The sequence below is a fragment of the Salipiger sp. ABN3_019 genome (assembly GCF_056158605.1).
This window is the reverse complement of the sequence record NZ_JBSWTP010000009.1, coordinates 57,219-73,071: the sequence shown is the minus strand read 5'-3', so window position 1 is coordinate 73,071 and position 15,853 is coordinate 57,219. Positions and strand designations below refer to the sequence as shown.

Sequence of the window (15,853 nt, the reverse complement as noted above, 5' to 3'; positions counted from 1 at the left end):
GTTAGAAACGTGAAACCTTCGTAAGACCGCTAACATCGCGGCCTTGAAATGATCCGGGGGCCTGCCCATATGGCATGTTAACCCCCATAACATTGGAGGAACGGACACGTGAGCAACTACGCCAATCTGCCGGCGCCGTCGCCGGAAGCCGGCCTCAGCCGGTACTTGCAAGAAATCCGGAAGTTCCCGCTTCTGGAGCCGGAAGAAGAATACATGCTGGCCAAGCGCTGGGTCGAAGAGCAGGACGCCGAGTCGGCCCATAAGATGGTCACCAGCCACCTGCGTCTCGCGGCCAAGATCGCCATGGGCTATCGCGGCTACGGTCTGCCGCAGGCCGAAGTTATCTCGGAGGCCAACGTGGGCCTGATGCAGGCGGTGAAGCGCTTCGACCCCGAGAAGGGCTTTCGCCTTGCGACCTACGCCATGTGGTGGATCCGCGCCTCGATCCAGGAATACATCCTGCGGTCGTGGAGCCTCGTGAAACTGGGCACCACCTCGGCGCAGAAGAAGCTGTTCTTCAACCTGCGCAAGGCCAAGAACCGCATCGGCGCGCTGGAGGACGGCGATCTGCGTCCCGAGCACGTCGAGCGGATCGCCACCGATCTCGGCGTGTCCGAGGATGAGGTGATCTCGATGAACCGGCGCATGTCGGGCAGCGACGCCTCGCTCAACGCCACCGTCGGCGCGGAGGGCGAAGGCTCGATGCAGTGGCAGGACTGGCTCGAAGACGAGGACGCCGATCAGGCTGCCGACTATGCCGAGCGCGACGAGATGGATGCGCGCCGTGCGATGCTGGCGCAGGCCATGGACGTGCTGAATGACCGTGAGAAGGACATTCTCACCCAGCGCCGCCTTGCCGAACAGGCTGTGACGCTGGAGGAACTGTCGAGCGTCTATGACGTCAGCCGGGAGCGTATCCGTCAGATCGAGGTGCGCGCCTTCGAGAAACTGCAGAAGCGCATGCGTGAGCTTGCGCAGGAACAGGGAATGCTGAGCGACGCCTGACGTCGCGCCTCCCGAACGTGTCCCCGAACGCCCGTCGCATCCGCGGCGGGCGTTCTGCTTGCAGCCCCCCGCGGCGACGCTACCATCTGCGCAAAGGCTGAAAGGATTTGAGCATGGGTGATTACGTCAGATGGGGCATTCTGGGCGCCGCGAATTTCGCAAAGAACCACATGGGGCCAGCGATCCATGCGGGGCGGGGCGGAGCGCTGACCGCGCTGGCGACCTCCAAGCCCGAAAAGGCCGAGCCCTTCGCCGCCTTTGCCCCCGGCCTGCGGGTGCATGACAGTTACGACGCGCTTTTGGCCGATCCCGAGATCGACGCGGTCTACATCCCGCTGCCCAACGCGCTGCATGTGGAATGGAGCCGCAAGGCCGCGGAGGCGGGCAAACATGTGCTTTGCGAAAAGCCCATCGCCATGCAAGCCGAAGAGATCGACGATCTGGTGGCGGTGCGGCAGAAGGCCGGCAAGCTGATCGCCGAGGCGTGGATGGTGGCGCATCACCCGCAGTTCGCCAAGGCGCGCGAATTGCTGCAGGCCGGAGAGATCGGCGATCTGCTGCGCGTCGACTCGACCCACAGCTTCTACAACGACGACATGCAGAACATCCGCAATCAGGCCGATGTCGGCGGCGGCGCGATGCGCGACATCGGGGTCTATGCCTTCGGCTCTATCCGGCTGATCACCGGGCAGGAGCCCGGCGAGATCCTCGCGGCCCAGATCGACTGGCAGAACGGCGTGGATGCCTCGGCGCATGTGATGGCGCAGTTTCCGGGGTTTCTCTACACCGGGCGGGTCTCGACGCGGGCGGCGCTTTGGCAAGAGATCGTGCTGCATGGCACCAAGGCGGTGATGCGCCTGCCGGTGCCCTTCAACGTGCAGGTCTTTGGCGAAGCGCGGGTCGAAGTGCACGGGCCGGGGCTGGAGACGCGCACATGGCGCTGGCCCGCCGAGAATCATTACGTGCTGCAGGTGGAAGCGTTCAACAGGGCGGTGATGGGCGAAGCCGACTATCCGCTGCCGTTGGAGTTCTGCCGCGGCACGCAGGAATTCATCGACCGTATCTTCGCCGCAGCGCCGCAGGGCTAATGCTGCGCAGCATTTTTAAGGCCGCGATGCAGCATGTTGCAGCATCGCGGCGGTGAGCCGTCCGGCAAGTGTCGGTGAAACTGGTGCTTTTCTTTTTTTCTGCGCTCGCATAGGCTTTTCCTCAACTCTGCGTGGAGGGAGGGTCCAACGTGGCTGACACCGAAAAACCGCTGCTCATCAAGCGCTATGCGAGCCGGCGGCTCTACAATACCGAGACCAGCGATTATGTGACGCTCGAGGACATCTCGGGTTTCATCCGCGACGGTCGCGACGTGCAGATCGTCGATCTGAAATCGGGCGATGACCTGACGCGTCAATATCTGCTGCAGATCGTCGCCGAGCATGAAAGCCGCGGCGAGAGCGTGCTGCCGATCAACGTGCTGACCGACCTCGTGCGCAGCTATACGACGCAGGCCACCTCGGCTGTACCGCAGTTCCTTGCGGCCAGCTTCGAGATGTTCCGCGACAGCCAGAGCAAATGGGCCGAGGGCATGGCGCAGGTCAATCCGATGATGCCGAAGATCCCCGGCCTCGAGGCGATGCAGGCGCAGCAAGAAGCCTTCCTGAAAGCCATGTCTGGCCAGATGGGCGGCAATTGGTCCGGCCCCTCGAAGGAAGACGAGAGCGGCGGCGAGAGCGAGGAAGACCTCGCGGCGATCAAGAAACAACTCGCGGAGCTGCAGCAGAAGCTCTCCAAGATGGACAAGTGATCAAGACACCCAAGTGATCCAGGGCCCTTCGGGGCCCGATCTGCTTTTTGGCGCCCCCACTATCGGCGCATTGCGCAGGATCCGGATTTCCCCGCCGCCCCGGATCGGGCAAAGCGGGGGCATGGATCACGCAGCTTCCCCCCGTATCGACCGCACCGCCGCCCTGCTGCTGCTCGCCCTCGCGGCGCTTTGGGGCAGCACGTTCCTCTTCGCCGAGATTGCCCTGCGCGCGCTCAGCCCGATGCAGGTGACGCTGCACCGCGTGGCGTTGGCGCTGCCTGCGCTCTGGCTGGTGCTGCGCTGGCGCGGGCTTGCCCTGCCGCGCAGCGCGCGTGTCTGGGGTGCCTATCTGGTGATGGGCGCGCTCAACAACGCCATCCCCTTCACGCTGATCTTCTGGGGGCAGACCCATATCGAAAGCGGGCTGGCCGCCATCCTCAATGCCTCGACCGGGGTGCTGGGCGCGGTGGTTGCCGGGCTGCTCTTGCGCGACGAGCGGCTGAGTTGGCACAAGCTGGCGGGCGCAGCTTTGGGGCTTTGCGGGGTGGCGCTGGTGATTGGCCCCGAGCGGCTGACGACGCTGGACCCGCGCAACCTCGGGCAGGGGGCAGTGCTGCTGGCGGCGCTGAGCTATTCGCTCGCCAGCGTCTGGGCCAAGCTGCGCCTTGCGGGGCAGCCGCCGTTGGTCAACGCCTTTGGGATGCTGGCCGGAAGCACGGCGCTGCTGCTGCCGCTGGTGATCTGGCGCGAGGGTGTGCCGAGCCTCGACTATTCGGCCGAGGTCTGGGGTGCGCTGCTGGCGCTGTCGCTGTTGGCCACGGCGCTGGCCTTCATCCTCTATTTCGCCATTCTCGCGCGGGCTGGCGCGGCGAACCTGATGCTGGTGACGCTGCTGATCCCGCCCTTCGCGATCCTTCTGGGCGCGCTCTTCCTTGGTGAGCGTCTGTCGCCGGGGGTCTATCTCGGGCTTGGGGTGATCGCGCTGGGGCTCTTGGTGACCGATGGGCGGCTGACGGCGCGGCTGCGCCGCCAGCCCAAGCGCCGATCAAAAGGCAGCACTCAGGTGCCGTAGGCGCGCAGCGGACCCATCACGCTTTCGGCCGCGCTGACCAGTACCTCGGCCACGGCAGAGCATTCCTCCAGCGTCAGCCGCGCGGGCAGCCGCGTGTCGCAGGCGCGCTCGAGCATGGCGCGGGTGCGCGGCAGCTCGGGGATCTCGGTGAGGAACTGCCAGTTCCAGAAGGCGCGGGCGTTGTCGGTCGACAGGCCAAAGAGCTGCACTTTCACGCCAGCCTCCGCCGCGGCCTCGATGAAGGCGCGCATCTCGGCGGCATCCATGCCGGTAAGGTTGAACTGCAGCGAATCCGGCGCGCGCTCCTCGGGGCCGAGCTTTTCCGGCACCTCGATCCACGGCGAGCGGTTCAGGATGGCGGCCACGTGATCGTGGTTGCGGCGCCCGTCGCGCACCCGTCGCGCGACCTGCGGCAACTGCGGGCGGATGACTGCGGCGGCAAGGTTCGACAGGCGCAGGTTATAAAGCGGCAGCCGGTTCTGCCAGCGGGCAAAAGCCTCTTCCAGCTCAGCCGAGTTGTCGCCCGGCGTCATGTGCTTTTTCCAATTGTGCTCATAGGCGCCCGAGAGGATCACCGCCCGCGCCACCAGATCGGCGTCATCGGTGATCAGGATGCCGCCCTCGCCAGCGTTGACCAGCTTGTAGCTCTGGAAACTGAAGCAGCCGACCTTGCCCAGCGTGCCGATGTTGCGGCCCGCCCAAGTGGTGCCCAGCGAATGCGCCGCGTCTTCGATCACCGGCAGGCCGCGCGCGTCGCAGAGCGACAGGATCGCGTCCATGTCCGAGGTGTGGCCGCGCATATGGCTGATGATCACCGCCTGCACGTCGCCGAGCTTGGCCTCGAAGTCGCTCAGGTCGATGCGGTAGTTCTCGCCCACCTCGCAAAGCACCGGCACGCAATCGGCATGGACGATCGACGAGGGCACGGCGGCGAAGGTGAAGCCGGGGATCATCACCTTTGCGCCGCGCGGCAGGCCGAGCGCCTTCAGCGACAGGAACAGCGCCGCCGAGCAGCTCGACACCGCCAGCGCGTATTTGCTGCCCAGCATCGCCGCGAACTCGCGTTCCAGCAGCGCGACGGGCGCATCCTCGGCGGCGGTGTAGCGGAAAAGGTCGCCCGATTGCAGCAGACGCTCGATCTCGGCCCGCGCTTCCTCGGGGATCGGTTCCGCATCATGCATGTTGGGAAGGCTGCTCATTTCACAAATCCCGAATTGTCTCTTTCGAAAACCTTAAACACCGCGTTTGTGACAGCCAAGTATAAAGCCCCCGCAAAATACGGGGGCCTTGCGGGGGTCGGCGGATTTTTTCTTAGATTCCGAGGCGGTCGCGCAGCGCGTACCAACTCATCGCCAGCACCAGCAGCGGCGAGCGCAGCGCCGCGCCGCCGGGAAAGCTCGGCACCGGCAGCGCCGCCATGGCGTCGAAGCCCGCCGACTGGCCGCGCACCGCCTCGGCGAGCAGCCGCCCGGCATGGACCGCCGTGCCGACGCCGTGTCCGGAGTAGCCCGAGGCCGACAGCACGTTGGGCCCGAGCCGCGCCAGAAGCGGCAGGCGCTTCATGGTGATCGCCAGTGTGCCGCCCCAGGCGTAGTCGAGCTTCACATCCTCAAGTTGGGGGAAAATCTCCAGCATCGGCTTGCGCACCAGCGCGCGGATGTCCGAGGGGAAGCGGTAGCCGTAGCTCTCACCGCCGCCGAACAGCAGCCGCCCGTCATGGCTGAGGCGGAAGTAGTTCACCACGAATTTGCTGTCGGCCACGGCCACGTCGCGGGTCAGCACTTCACGGGTGCGCTCCCCCAGCGGCTCGGTGGCGACGACGAAATTGTTGATCGGCATGACGCGCGCCGCGACCTTGGGCTGCAGATCGCCGAGATAGCCGTTGCAGGCATAGATCACATGGCCCGCGCGCAGACGGCCCTTGTCCGTGTGGATGATCGCCTCGGGGCCCTGATCGACCTTGGTGACATGGCTGGTCTCATAGATGCGCGCGCCGGCGCCTGCCGCCGCTTTCGCCAGCCCTTGGGCAAAGCGCAGCGGGTGCAGATGCGCGGCGCCCATGTCGAGCACGCCGCCGCAATAGTCGGGCGAGGGGCAGAGCTCATGGAAGGCCCCGGCGTCGAGCCGCTCGATTTCATAGCCATAGCGCGTGCCCATATGCTCGGCATACTCATGCAGATGCTGCACGTCGCCCTTGCTGGAGCCGCACCACGCCACGCCGTCGCGCAGATAACAGTCGATGCCATGCTTTGCGATGAGGCCGCGGCAGAGGTCCTTGGCCTCCTCGCCAAGATCCCAAAGCACCCGAGCGTCGGCCTCGCCGACCATCTTCTCGAGGCTCAGCTGATCCTGCCGCTGGCCCGATCCAAGCTGCCCGCCGTTGCGGCCCGAAGCGCCAAAGCCGACGCGATGCGCCTCCAGCAGCGCCACGTCGAGCCCGGCTTCGGCCAGATGCAGCGCAGCCGACAGCCCGGTATAGCCGCCGCCGATGATGCAGACATCCGCCCGCGCCTCGCCTTCGAGGGCGGGGAAGGGGGGCAGCGCATCCGCCGTGGCCGCGTACCAGCTTTGCGGGTATTCCCCGCGCCGGTCGTTGGAAAACAGCAGGTCCATGAAACACCGCCTCCGCTTCGTCTAGATGCAAATATCCCGGGGGTCCGGGGGCAGCGCCCCCGGCCTGTTCGCGCCCGCCCCTGGCTCAGACGTTGAGCAGCAGGTGCTCGCGTTCCCACGGCGAGATCACCGCGAGAAATTCTTCGTACTCGGTGCGCTTCACGATCGAGTAGACGCGGGCAAAGTCCGGCCCCAGCACCTCGTGCAGCTTGGTCGCCTCGTCGAAGATATCCAGCGCCTGTCCCAGCACGCGCGGGATGTCGCCCTCGCCCTCATAGGCGTCCCCGCGGAACTGCTTCGACGGACGCCGCTCTTCCATCAGGCCGAGATAGCCGCAGGCCAGCGAGGCGGCGATGCCGAGGTAGGGGTTGCAATCCATCCCCGCGAGGCGGTTCTCGACGCGCCGCGACGACGGACCCGAGATAGGGATGCGGATGCCGGTGGTGCGGTTGTCGCGGCCCCATTCGAGGTTGATCGGCGCGGCACTGTCGCGCACGTAGCGGCGGTAGCTGTTCACATAGGGCGCCAGCACGGCGATCGCCGCTGGAAGATGCGCCTGCAGCCCGCCGATGAAGTGATAGAAGGCGTCGGTCTCGCCGCCGGCAGGGCCGGAGAAGATGTTGCGCCCGGTCTCGATCTCCATCACCGAATGGTGGATGTGCATGGCCGAGCCCGGCTCGTCGGCGATCGGCTTGGCCATGAAGGTGGCAAAGCAGTCGTGGCGCAGCGCCGCCTCGCGGATCAGCCGCTTGAAGTAGAAGATCTCGTCCGCCAATTTCACCGGATCGCCGTGCTGCAGGTTGATCTCGAGCTGACCGGCGCCGCCTTCCTGCGTGATGCCGTCGATCTCGAAGCCCTGCGCTTCGGCAAAGTCGTAAATGTCGTCGATCACCGGGCCAAACTCGTCCACGGCGGTCATCGAATAGGCCTGACGGGCGGCAGCGGGGCGGCCCGAGCGGCCCATCATCGGCTTGATGTCCTTGGCCGGATCGACGTTGCGCGCCACGAGGAAGAATTCCATCTCCGGCGCCACAACCGGCTCCCAGCCCTGGGCGCGGTAAAGCTCGACCACCCGCTTCAGCACGTTGCGCGGGGCGTAGGGGATCGGCTCGCCCTTGCGGTCAAAGGCGTCGTGGATCACCTGCAGCGTCCAGTCGGCGGTCCACGGCGCGGCGGTGGCAGTGGTCATGTCCGGGCGCAGGATCATGTCGCGCTCGATGAAACCTTCGTTTTCATCCGCCGCCTCGCCCCAGTCGCCGGTGATCGTCTGGTAAAAGATCGACTCCGGCAGGTGAAAATAATCCTGCCGGGCAAATTTCGACGCAGGCACCGCCTTGCCGCGGGCAATGCCGGGCAGGTCGGCGATCACGCATTCGACCTCGTCGAGCCGCCGCCCTTCGAGATAGGCGGTGGCGGGTTGCGGAAGCTGGCCGGTCCAGTCTTCGGTCATGCGAGAGCCTTTTGCTTGAAGAAATGCGCGAATTGATCGGCGAGGGCGCGCTGGTCGAGCGGCGTGCCAAGCGCCTTGTCGGCAGCGTCGAGCTTGTCCTGCGGCACCACGCCGGGGCCGCGGGTGTCGATCAGCGCGCGGGTGAAACTGTCGTCGAACTCGGGGTGCGGCTGCACCGTGTAGGCATGGCCGGGATAGAGCAGCGCGGCATAGTCGCAATAGTCCGAACTGGCGATCACCTCGGCGCCGGGCGGCAATTGGGTGACCTGATCCTGATGCCACGCGTTAATGATCTTATCGCCGCCCTCGAAGTGATAGGCGGTGGGGCCGATGATCCAGCCGCCGGGGTGCTTCTCGACCTTGCCACCAAGCGCCTGCGCGATGATCTGATGGCCGAAGCAGACGCCGATCAGCGGTTTGCCTGCGGCGTAGACGTCGCGGATCAGTTGTTCGAGCGGCGGGATCCAATCGTGCTCTTCATAGGCGCCGTGGCGCGAGCCGGTGATCAGCCAGCCATCGGCGGCTTCGGGGCCTTCGGGGAACTGCCCCTCGACCACGGACCAACTGGCGAAGTCAAAGCCGTAGCCATCGAGGAGGCGGGCGAAGAAGGCGGGGTATTCACCGGTCTCTGCCGCGAGTTCCGCGGGAACGAGGCCGGTTTGCAGGATGCCGATTTTCATGGATCACACGTTGGTTTCGCTGGCGCGGTTTATGTGGCGCGGTTTGTCTGGCGCGTCTTTCAGGCCAGGGCGTTCTGCGCCGAAGGTAGCCTTGCCGCCCGAGGGCGGCAAGGTGGTGCTCAGACCGTATCGAGATAGATTTCTACCTGCTCCTGCGGCGAGAGTTCGGCCATGTAGAGCTGCTCTTGCCGTTTGGTCAGCAGCAGGTTGCGGATCAGTTCGGGCGGCAGGATGCGCGGCATGATCGGGCTCGCCTCGAAGGCGTCCATCGCCAATTCCCAGTCGGTGGGGATCGTCGGCAGATCCTGCGCGTAGGCGTTGCCGGTGATCGGGGCGGGCGGCTCCATCTCGTCCTCGATCCCGGCCAGCGCCGCGCCAAGGATGGTCGCCATGAGCAGATAGGGGTTCACGTCGCCGCCCGCCACGCGGTGCTCGATGCGCCGCGCCGCCGGGCTGCCTGAGGGCACGCGGATCGCCGCGGTGCGGTTCTCATAGGCCCAAGAGATGCCGCAGGGCGCGTGGTTCTCGGGGATCAGCCGGTCGTAGGAGTTGAGATGCGGCGCAAAGATCAGCGTGCTGTCGCTCATCGCGTTGACGCAGCCGCCAATGGCGTGGCGCAGCACGTCGGTGCCCTTGGGGCCACCGTCGTCGAAGATGTTGTTGCCGTCCTCGTCGAGCACCGAGAAATGCATATGCATCCCAGAGCCGGCGTAGTCCTCGTAGGGTTTGGCCATGAAGGAGGCGGCAAAGCCGTGGCGGCGCGCCAGTCCCTTGAGCAGCATCTTGAACAGCCACGCATCGTCGGCGGCGCGCAGCGCATCGTCCTGATGCATCATATTGATCTCGAACTGGCCCAGACCCGCCTCGGAGATGGCGGTGTCGGCGGGGATGTCCATGTCCTCGCAGGCGTCGTAGAGATCGGTGAAGAAGATGTCGAACGCATCGAGCGCGCGGATCGAGAGCACCTCGGCGGCCTTGCGGCGCTTGCCCGAGCGGGGCGAGACCGGCACCTGCAGCTTGCGGGTGCTGTCGTCGATCAGGAAAAACTCCATCTCCAGCGCCACCACGGGGGTCAGCCCGTGCTTCTTGTAGCGGCGCACCACCTGCGCCAGCGCGTGGCGCGGATCGCCCTCATAGGGTTTGCCACCCTCGTGGAACATCCAGATCGGCAGAAGCGCGGTGGGGGCCTCGAGCCACGGCATCGGCACGAAGCCGCGCTCGGTGGGCTTGAGCACGCCGTCGCGGTCGCCGCTTTCAAACACCAGCGGGCTGTCGTCGATGTCCTCGCCCCAGATATCGAGGTTGAGGGCCGAGAAGGGGAAGCGGGTGCCGTCCTCGACAACCTTATGGGCGAAACGGGAGGGCACGCGCTTGCCGCGCGGCTGGCCGTTGAGATCGCAGGCGGCGACGCGGATGGTGCGGACCTGGGGGTTCTTGCGGAGCCAGGTTTTCGGGTCTGTCATGGTCTATCCGGAAATTTGATCAAATTAAGCGTAGCGACTCGGATGCACGCTGGCAAGCGGGGGCTTGGAGGGAAGAGAGGAGTATTTTTGGAAAGATGAAAGAGCGGGCGCGCAGAGCGGCGGCGCGCCACGCGAAATATGGCCGGGCGCCGGGACTCCGGGGACGACAGGTGCCGGAGTATGGTGGGGGCGTTGGGCAAGGGCGCTCAGGCGGCGCGCCTCACGTCCGCTCCGTCAGCGCAGCAGAAGCCGCGGACGCATCCGCATCTTCTGGCGGCGCTCTTTCGGCAGATGCCGGTTCAGCCGCTTGTTGATCAGCCCGAAGACACCGACCACGCAGAGCGTCAGCAGGATGAAATAGCCCGCAAGGATCGGGTAGGGGATGAACGGGTTGAAGGTCTTGTCGGCGAAGTAATTCGCGTAATAGAGCGCGTCGCCCCGCTGCTGCCACGCCGGAAAGCCCGAGAAGAACACCAGCGTGGTGGCGTGGAAGAGGAAGATCGCCTCGTTGGTGTAGGCGGGCCACGCGAGGCGCAGCATGGTCGGCCAGACGATGCGGCGAAAGCGCGGCAGCCCCGAGAAACCGTAGGCGTCAGCCGCCTCCACATCGCCCTTGGGCACCGACAGCAGCGCGCCGTAGAAGATCTCGCCCGAATAGGCGGCGGTGTTGAAGAACAGCACGATCGCCGCGCCCAGCCATGCAGAGGTCAGCGGATCGAAGACCGGCGAGACGCTCTTGAGGCTGAGGAACAGGAAGTAGGCAAAGAAGAACTGGATGAAGAGCGGCGAGCCGCGGAACACGAAGATCACCCATTCCGCCAGCTTGCGCAGCGGGGTGATCTTCGATGCCTTGCCCATGGCCAGCGCCGTGGCGAGGCAGAAACCGGTGATCAGGCTGACGATGCCGAAGTAGATGTTCCACAGCATCCCCGAGCCGATCAGTGTGAACTGCTGGCACAGGGTGAAATTGTCGCGCGGCAGCAGCCGCTCGCCGATGCCGATCGAGCGCAGCCCGTAGTCCGCAATGGTTTCCCAGCAGCTCATGAGGCCTTCCTCTGCGCTTCGCCGCCCATGGTCGCCTGACCGTGGGTGAGGCGCTTCATGATGCGGTCAAGGACGATCTCCGACACGCGGGTGAAGACCAGATAGAAGACCAGCAGCGCCGCGAAATACCACACCCGCCAGTCGGGGTGCGGATAGTCGGTGAAGCGCGCGGTCTTCGAGCCGCCCAGTTCGCGCGCCCAATAGACGATGTCCTCGACCCCCAGCAGGAACAGCAGCGGCGTGGCTTTGATCAGCACCATCCACAGGTTCGACAGGCCGGGCAGCGCATAGACCCACATCTGCGGCACGAGGATGCGCCAGAAGGTCTGGCGCCGGGTCATGCCATAGGCCTCGGCGGTCTCGAGCTGGGCGTGCGGCACGGCGCGCATGGCGCCAAAGAGCACATTGCCCGCGAAAGCCCCGAAGACGATGGCGAAGGTCAGCACCGCGAGCGAGAAGCCATAGGTCTCATGCACCCATTGCGCCGCGGTCGAGAGCGGCAGCTTGGCCTCGGCGCAGACCACGAAGTCATTGCCCTGCCGGATCGGCTGATCCCAGTCGGGGCATTTCACCTCGTGGCGGATCCACTCGAAGAACTGGTCGAGGGCGATGACGAAGAACAGGAAAAAGGCGATGTCCGGCACGCCGCGCACGATGGCGATATAGCCCTTGCCCAGCCACGACAGCGGCGGGAAGGGCGAGCGGGCCGCCATGGCGCCGCCGAAACCGAAGGCCAGAGCCACCGGCGCGGTGATCGCCAGCAGCAGCAGCACGGTGCCGACCGAGACATAGATCGACATGTGCTTGCCCGTGGTCAGGTAGCAGCTCAGCCAGCTCAGGCCAGAGATCGCGTCGGGGTCGGTACACCAAGAGAACATGTCGGATCAGCCGTCGAGGGGGCCGGACAGGCCCCCTCGTCTTGGGGCGCTCAGAACGGAGCGCCGATTTCCCATTTCACGAGCAGCTCGTTGAGCGAGCCATCGTCCTTCATGGACTGGATCGCCGCGTCGAACTTCTCTTTCAGCTCGGCGTCGCTCTGGCGCAGGCCCATGCCGACGCCGCCACCGATCAGCTCTTCCTGCTCGAGCAGCACCACGTCGTCGCTCTCGTCGGCGACCGGCGCGAGATAGCTCTTGTCGGCCAGAACCGCGTCGGCTTCGCCGCTGCGCACGGCGGCGACGGTCTCGTCCGGGGTGGCGTATTCCACGAGGGTCGCGCCCATTTCAGCGACAAAGGCGGCCTGAATGGTGCCGGTCTGCGCGGCGATCACGGCGCCCTTCAGATCGACGTCTTCCATGCCCGAAAGCACGAGGTAGGCCGAAGGGTCGGGCTGGGTGTAGTTCTGGGTGAAGGCGATGACCTCGGCCCGCTCGGGGGTGATCGACATGCCGGCCATGATCGTGTCGTAGTTGCCCGACACGAGGTTGGGGATGATCGAATCCCAATCGTTGGTCACCCACTCGCAGGTCACCTCGGCGCGGGTGCAGAGCTCGTCGCCCAGTTCGCGCTCGAAGCCGTCCACTTCACCGCTGTCGTTGATGAAGTTGTACGGAGGGTAGGCGCCCTCGGTGCCCATGCGCACCACGTCCTGTGCCAGCGCGACGCTGGCGGTCATCGCCAGCGCGGCGGTGCCGAGAAGGATGGATTTCATGTAACTTGCTCCCTGGTTTACGCGTCCGATTGCGGTTCTTGGCCGCTTGTCAGACATGGCTGGTCGACCGCAGGAAGCCCTGCAGTCGTTCCGATTTCGGCGCGCCGAACAGCTCGGCCGGGGCGCCTTCTTCCTCGATGAGCCCCTTGTGCAGGAACACCACGTGATCGCTCACGTCATGGGCCATCTTCATGTCGTGAGTGACGATGATCATGGTGCGGCCTTCGGCGGCCAGATCCTTGATCACCTTGACCACTTCCTGCTCCAGCTCGGGATCGAGCGCCGAGGTCGGCTCGTCAAAGAGCAGCGCCTCGGGCTCCATGCACAGTCCGCGCGCGATTGCCGCACGCTGCTGCTGGCCGCCGGAAAGCTGTGCCGGGAAGACGTCGGCCTTGTCGCCGATGCCGACCTTGTCGAGATAGCGCCGCGCGGCGGCCTCGACCTCGGCGCGCGGACGGCCGAGCACGGTGAGCGGCGCTTCCATCACGTTTTGCAGGATGGTCATATGGGCCCAGAGGTTGAACTGCTGGAACACCATGGAAAGATTGGTGCGCATGCGCAGCACCTGCTTGGGGTCCGCCGGGCGGCGATTGTGCCCGGAGCCGTGCCAGCGCACTGGCTCGCCCTTGAACAGGATTTCGCCCTGCTGGCTGTCTTCAAGCAGGTTGCAGCAGCGCAGCAGGGTGGATTTGCCCGAGCCCGAAGATCCGATCAGCGAGACGACGTCGCCGCGCTTGGCGGTGATGCTGACGCCCTTGAGGACTTCAAGCTCGCCATAGGCCTTGTGCAGATCGCGGATCTCGATGACGGGATCGAGGGTCTTTGCGTTGGCTGGGGCGTTGGCAGGAGCGGGATCGGTCAAGCCTCACCTTCTTGGGCAGTTGCTGAATCTGGCGGCGAGAATGGGCGAAAAGCAGCCCCGATGTCCATGCGCAAAACAGCAGGCTCTGCCGGGTTTGCGCGGCGTAAACGGGCAATTGCCCGGAAATCAGCCGGATGGACGGGGTCTCAGCCCGCGGCTTCGACCCTTTGCCGGGCCAGCGCCGAATCTCTGTCGTTGATGCCGAGCAGGTTCGACACCAGCCGCAGCAGCGCGTCTTCCTCGTCGTCGCGGCTGCCGTCGGCCAGCGCGACCTGCCACAAGGCCTCGATCACCGCGATGCGATCCTCATAGGCCACGGCGTCCTTGATCGCGCGGGTGAAACGCACGGTATCGGGGGCCTCGGCCTCCAGCGCCTCGGCCTCGCGGCGCAGCTTGCTGGCCTCGAAGGGCGACAGGCCATAGCGCGTCGCGGCGATGCGGTCGATCCGGTCCTGCTCTGACTGGTCGTAGGTTTCATCGGCCCGCGCCACACGCACGAGCAAAGCGCAGAGCGCCAGCCGCGCATCGGCGTCGGGCAGGAGCTCGGGGCCGGGATCGACCAGCCGTTTCAGGAAATCCGCAAACATAGGCAAGATATAGCCGCCTCTTGCCGCCGCGCCAACGGCAGAGCGTGACGGGGCCCGCACGAAGCTGTGTGCGGCGGTTTCCGCCTTCGTCTAGAGGCAAATATCCCGGGGGAAATCCGCGTCAGCGGATGGGGGCAGAGCCCCCAGCTACGTCCAACTGCGGCCAGCTACCGTCGGTCAATTCGCGCGGTTGGGCGCGGCAAGGTCCTGCGGCGTCACGAAAAGCAGATGCTCCGACAGCCACAACGCGCTCTGCAGCGAAGCAGCAGGCGCTTCGGCGTCGGCCATGACCTCATAAAGACAATGCGCCAGCGCCAGCCGCTCGCGATAGCCGACCGCGCGGGCCAGAAGCGCGGCGAAACAGGCGGTGTCGGGGGCTGCCGCCGCGACGGCCTGGCAGGAGATGCGCATCTCGGCGGCCTCGCGCGGGGTCAATTCGTGGCGGCGGGCCAGAACCGCATCGACCACCGACATGCGCAGCAATGGCGGCTGGCCTTGGGCTTCGGCGGCGGCGCGCAGCAACAGCGCCCCGAGCGCCAGCGGCACATCGCAGGGTTCGAGCGGCGTCGCCTCGGGGGCTGCCATCCAGAATTTCAGACCGCGCGGCAATATCTTAGCCTCGGTGCGCGCGGCTGCGCTTAGGCGTGAACCGTGTCATGTCGGCCCTGTTTGCTGAGTGTCGTCTGACTTACTTTGCGTCAGCTTCCGGCGGCGGGCAATGGTCTTGCGCGGTCAGCGCGCGGCCTTGGCACGGCGCAGCCGATCGGTGAGGGCGCTTGCCGCCTCGGACAGACCCCACGGCGGGTTCACCACGAACATGCCCGAGCCGATCATCCGATGATTTTCGCGCACGGGGGGAAAGCGGATCTCGTGGCAGAGCGCGTCGGGGAAATCCTCGGTCAGCGCCGCCAGCATCGGCACATGCGCGGCGGAACTGAGGATCGGATACCAGAGCGCCAGCACGCCGACGTTCCACTTCTTATTGATCTGGCGAAAGAATTTCGGGATCTCGACGTAGTCCTGCTTGAGCTCATAGGGCGGATCGACAAGCAGCACGCCGCGCCGGGGCTCGGGCGGGCAGAGGCTGTGGGCGAGGGCAAACCCATCCTGCCGGTGCAGCGTCACATTGGGCGCGCGCAGCGCCAGCGTCAGCGCCTGATGCTCTTGCGGATGAAGCTCGGCGAGATGGATTTTATCGTTCGCGCGCAGCAGCTTGGAGGCGATGAGCGGCGAGCCCGGATAGGCGTTTGGCCCATGCTCGCGGCGCACCGCATCCAGCGCGGCAAGATAGGGGTGATCGGGCCCGAAGATGCCTGCATGGGCGCCGATGCCCTGCGCCGCCTCGCCGGTTTTCACCGCCTCGTCGGAGGTCAGATCATAGAGACCGCGACCGGCATGCGTCTCGATATAGGTGAGCGGTTTGTCCTTCTTCGTGAGGTAGGACAGCAGCTCTGCAAGCAGCGCGTGCTTTTGCAGATCGGCGAGGTTCCCGGCGTGGAAGGCATGTTGGTAGGAAAGCATCTGGGCCTCGGAGCAGGGGGGCACAAGCGATGCACAAAGCATGCACAACCCATGCATATGCCGCAGCAGATAGCCTTTGCGGCGCGCCCTGTCGAGCCGATGGCCCT

General features: G+C 65.6%; 16 protein-coding genes. 4 read left to right on the top strand and 12 right to left on the bottom strand.

Annotation, left to right across the window (positions count from 1 at the left end; all coding sequences use genetic code 11):
* Positions 1 to 108 precede the first annotated feature (108 nt).
* The 4 genes from rpoH to ACXAD2_RS08385 all read left to right on the top strand — a co-directional run bounded on the left by rpoH (position 109) and on the right by ACXAD2_RS08385 (position 3,875).
* A complete protein-coding gene (rpoH, locus tag ACXAD2_RS08400) occupies positions 109 to 1,005 on the top strand; it encodes an RNA polymerase sigma factor RpoH (protein WP_066104732.1) in 897 nt (298 codons plus the stop codon).
* A 113-nt stretch (positions 1,006 to 1,118) separates the two neighbouring features.
* Positions 1,119 to 2,093, top strand: a complete 975-nt coding sequence (locus ACXAD2_RS08395) for a Gfo/Idh/MocA family protein (RefSeq protein ID WP_475169035.1) — start codon at positions 1,119 to 1,121, stop codon at positions 2,091 to 2,093.
* A gap of 149 nt (positions 2,094 to 2,242) precedes the next feature.
* Complete coding sequence (gene phaR / locus ACXAD2_RS08390) at positions 2,243 to 2,803, top strand: polyhydroxyalkanoate synthesis repressor PhaR (RefSeq protein WP_066104738.1); 561 nt, start codon at positions 2,243 to 2,245, stop codon at positions 2,801 to 2,803.
* A gap of 121 nt (positions 2,804 to 2,924) precedes the next feature.
* The gene (locus ACXAD2_RS08385) at positions 2,925 to 3,875 is read left to right on the top strand and encodes a DMT family transporter (protein WP_475169033.1); all 951 of its coding nucleotides are present in this window, start codon (positions 2,925 to 2,927) and stop codon (positions 3,873 to 3,875) included.
* Here ACXAD2_RS08385 and ACXAD2_RS08380 read toward each other — a convergent pair.
* The 12 genes from ACXAD2_RS08380 to ACXAD2_RS08325 all read right to left on the bottom strand — a co-directional run bounded on the left by ACXAD2_RS08380 (position 3,863) and on the right by ACXAD2_RS08325 (position 15,746).
* Positions 3,863 to 5,074, bottom strand: a complete 1,212-nt coding sequence (locus ACXAD2_RS08380; RefSeq protein ID WP_475169032.1) for a DegT/DnrJ/EryC1/StrS family aminotransferase — start codon at positions 5,072 to 5,074, stop codon at positions 3,863 to 3,865. The two genes, ACXAD2_RS08385 and ACXAD2_RS08380, sit on opposite strands and share 13 nt — an antisense overlap.
* Before the next feature lie 112 nt (positions 5,075 to 5,186).
* Positions 5,187 to 6,488 carry an NAD(P)/FAD-dependent oxidoreductase gene (locus ACXAD2_RS08375; protein WP_475169030.1) on the bottom strand — a complete coding sequence of 434 codons (1,302 nt, stop codon included), beginning with the start codon at positions 6,486 to 6,488 and terminating at the stop codon, positions 5,187 to 5,189.
* An 85-nt stretch (positions 6,489 to 6,573) separates the two neighbouring features.
* Positions 6,574 to 7,938, bottom strand: coding sequence for a glutamine synthetase family protein (locus tag ACXAD2_RS08370; RefSeq protein ID WP_475169029.1), 1,365 nt, complete (start codon positions 7,936 to 7,938; stop codon positions 6,574 to 6,576).
* A complete protein-coding gene (locus ACXAD2_RS08365) occupies positions 7,935 to 8,618 on the bottom strand; it encodes a type 1 glutamine amidotransferase (protein ID WP_475169027.1) in 684 nt (227 codons plus the stop codon). Before ACXAD2_RS08365 ends, ACXAD2_RS08370 begins: the two co-directional genes overlap by 4 nt.
* Before the next feature lie 119 nt (positions 8,619 to 8,737).
* Positions 8,738 to 10,081 (bottom strand): glutamine synthetase family protein, encoded by a 1,344-nt coding sequence (locus ACXAD2_RS08360; protein ID WP_475169025.1) that lies wholly within the window; start codon positions 10,079 to 10,081, stop codon positions 8,738 to 8,740.
* 234 nt (positions 10,082 to 10,315) lie between these two features.
* The gene (locus ACXAD2_RS08355) at positions 10,316 to 11,125 is read right to left on the bottom strand and encodes an ABC transporter permease (RefSeq protein WP_066104756.1); all 810 of its coding nucleotides are present in this window, start codon (positions 11,123 to 11,125) and stop codon (positions 10,316 to 10,318) included.
* Positions 11,122 to 12,003, bottom strand: a complete 882-nt coding sequence (locus ACXAD2_RS08350; RefSeq protein ID WP_066104759.1) for an ABC transporter permease — start codon at positions 12,001 to 12,003, stop codon at positions 11,122 to 11,124. Before ACXAD2_RS08350 ends, ACXAD2_RS08355 begins: the two co-directional genes overlap by 4 nt.
* 50 nt (positions 12,004 to 12,053) lie before the next feature.
* Positions 12,054 to 12,776: a transporter substrate-binding domain-containing protein gene (locus ACXAD2_RS08345; protein ID WP_066104762.1), complete on the bottom strand. Its 723-nt coding sequence runs from the start codon at positions 12,774 to 12,776 to the stop codon at positions 12,054 to 12,056.
* A 49-nt stretch (positions 12,777 to 12,825) separates the two neighbouring features.
* Positions 12,826 to 13,638, bottom strand: a complete 813-nt coding sequence (locus ACXAD2_RS08340) for an ABC transporter ATP-binding protein (protein ID WP_318246649.1) — start codon at positions 13,636 to 13,638, stop codon at positions 12,826 to 12,828.
* Positions 13,639 to 13,784: 146 nt separating this feature from the next.
* Positions 13,785 to 14,225 (bottom strand): tellurite resistance TerB family protein, encoded by a 441-nt coding sequence (locus ACXAD2_RS08335; protein ID WP_066104767.1) that lies wholly within the window; start codon positions 14,223 to 14,225, stop codon positions 13,785 to 13,787.
* Between the two features lie 177 nt (positions 14,226 to 14,402).
* Positions 14,403 to 14,810: a tellurite resistance TerB family protein gene (locus tag ACXAD2_RS08330; RefSeq protein WP_475169022.1), complete on the bottom strand. Its 408-nt coding sequence runs from the start codon at positions 14,808 to 14,810 to the stop codon at positions 14,403 to 14,405.
* Positions 14,811 to 14,957: 147 nt separating this feature from the next.
* Positions 14,958 to 15,746, bottom strand: coding sequence for a 23S rRNA (adenine(2030)-N(6))-methyltransferase RlmJ (locus ACXAD2_RS08325; RefSeq protein WP_475169021.1), 789 nt, complete (start codon positions 15,744 to 15,746; stop codon positions 14,958 to 14,960).
* Positions 15,747 to 15,853 lie beyond the last annotated feature (107 nt).

Coding starts and splice junctions, on each gene's coding strand:
- ACXAD2_RS08385 (WP_475169033.1), top strand. CDS start 2,925: ATGGATCACGCAGCTTCCCCCCGTATCGACCGCACCGCCGCCCTGCTG.
- ACXAD2_RS08360 (WP_475169025.1), bottom strand. CDS start 10,081: ATGACAGACCCGAAAACCTGGCTCCGCAAGAACCCCCAGGTCCGCACC.
- ACXAD2_RS08335 (WP_066104767.1), bottom strand. CDS start 14,225: ATGTTTGCGGATTTCCTGAAACGGCTGGTCGATCCCGGCCCCGAGCTC.
- ACXAD2_RS08355 (WP_066104756.1), bottom strand. CDS start 11,125: ATGAGCTGCTGGGAAACCATTGCGGACTACGGGCTGCGCTCGATCGGC.
- ACXAD2_RS08370 (WP_475169029.1), bottom strand. CDS start 7,938: ATGACCGAAGACTGGACCGGCCAGCTTCCGCAACCCGCCACCGCCTAT.
- ACXAD2_RS08350 (WP_066104759.1), bottom strand. CDS start 12,003: ATGTTCTCTTGGTGTACCGACCCCGACGCGATCTCTGGCCTGAGCTGG.
- ACXAD2_RS08365 (WP_475169027.1), bottom strand. CDS start 8,618: ATGAAAATCGGCATCCTGCAAACCGGCCTCGTTCCCGCGGAACTCGCG.
- ACXAD2_RS08330 (WP_475169022.1), bottom strand. CDS start 14,810: ATGGCAGCCCCCGAGGCGACGCCGCTCGAACCCTGCGATGTGCCGCTG.
- ACXAD2_RS08345 (WP_066104762.1), bottom strand. CDS start 12,776: ATGAAATCCATCCTTCTCGGCACCGCCGCGCTGGCGATGACCGCCAGC.
- ACXAD2_RS08395 (WP_475169035.1), top strand. CDS start 1,119: ATGGGTGATTACGTCAGATGGGGCATTCTGGGCGCCGCGAATTTCGCA.
- ACXAD2_RS08375 (WP_475169030.1), bottom strand. CDS start 6,488: ATGGACCTGCTGTTTTCCAACGACCGGCGCGGGGAATACCCGCAAAGC.
- ACXAD2_RS08325 (WP_475169021.1), bottom strand. CDS start 15,746: ATGCTTTCCTACCAACATGCCTTCCACGCCGGGAACCTCGCCGATCTG.
- ACXAD2_RS08380 (WP_475169032.1), bottom strand. CDS start 5,074: ATGAGCAGCCTTCCCAACATGCATGATGCGGAACCGATCCCCGAGGAA.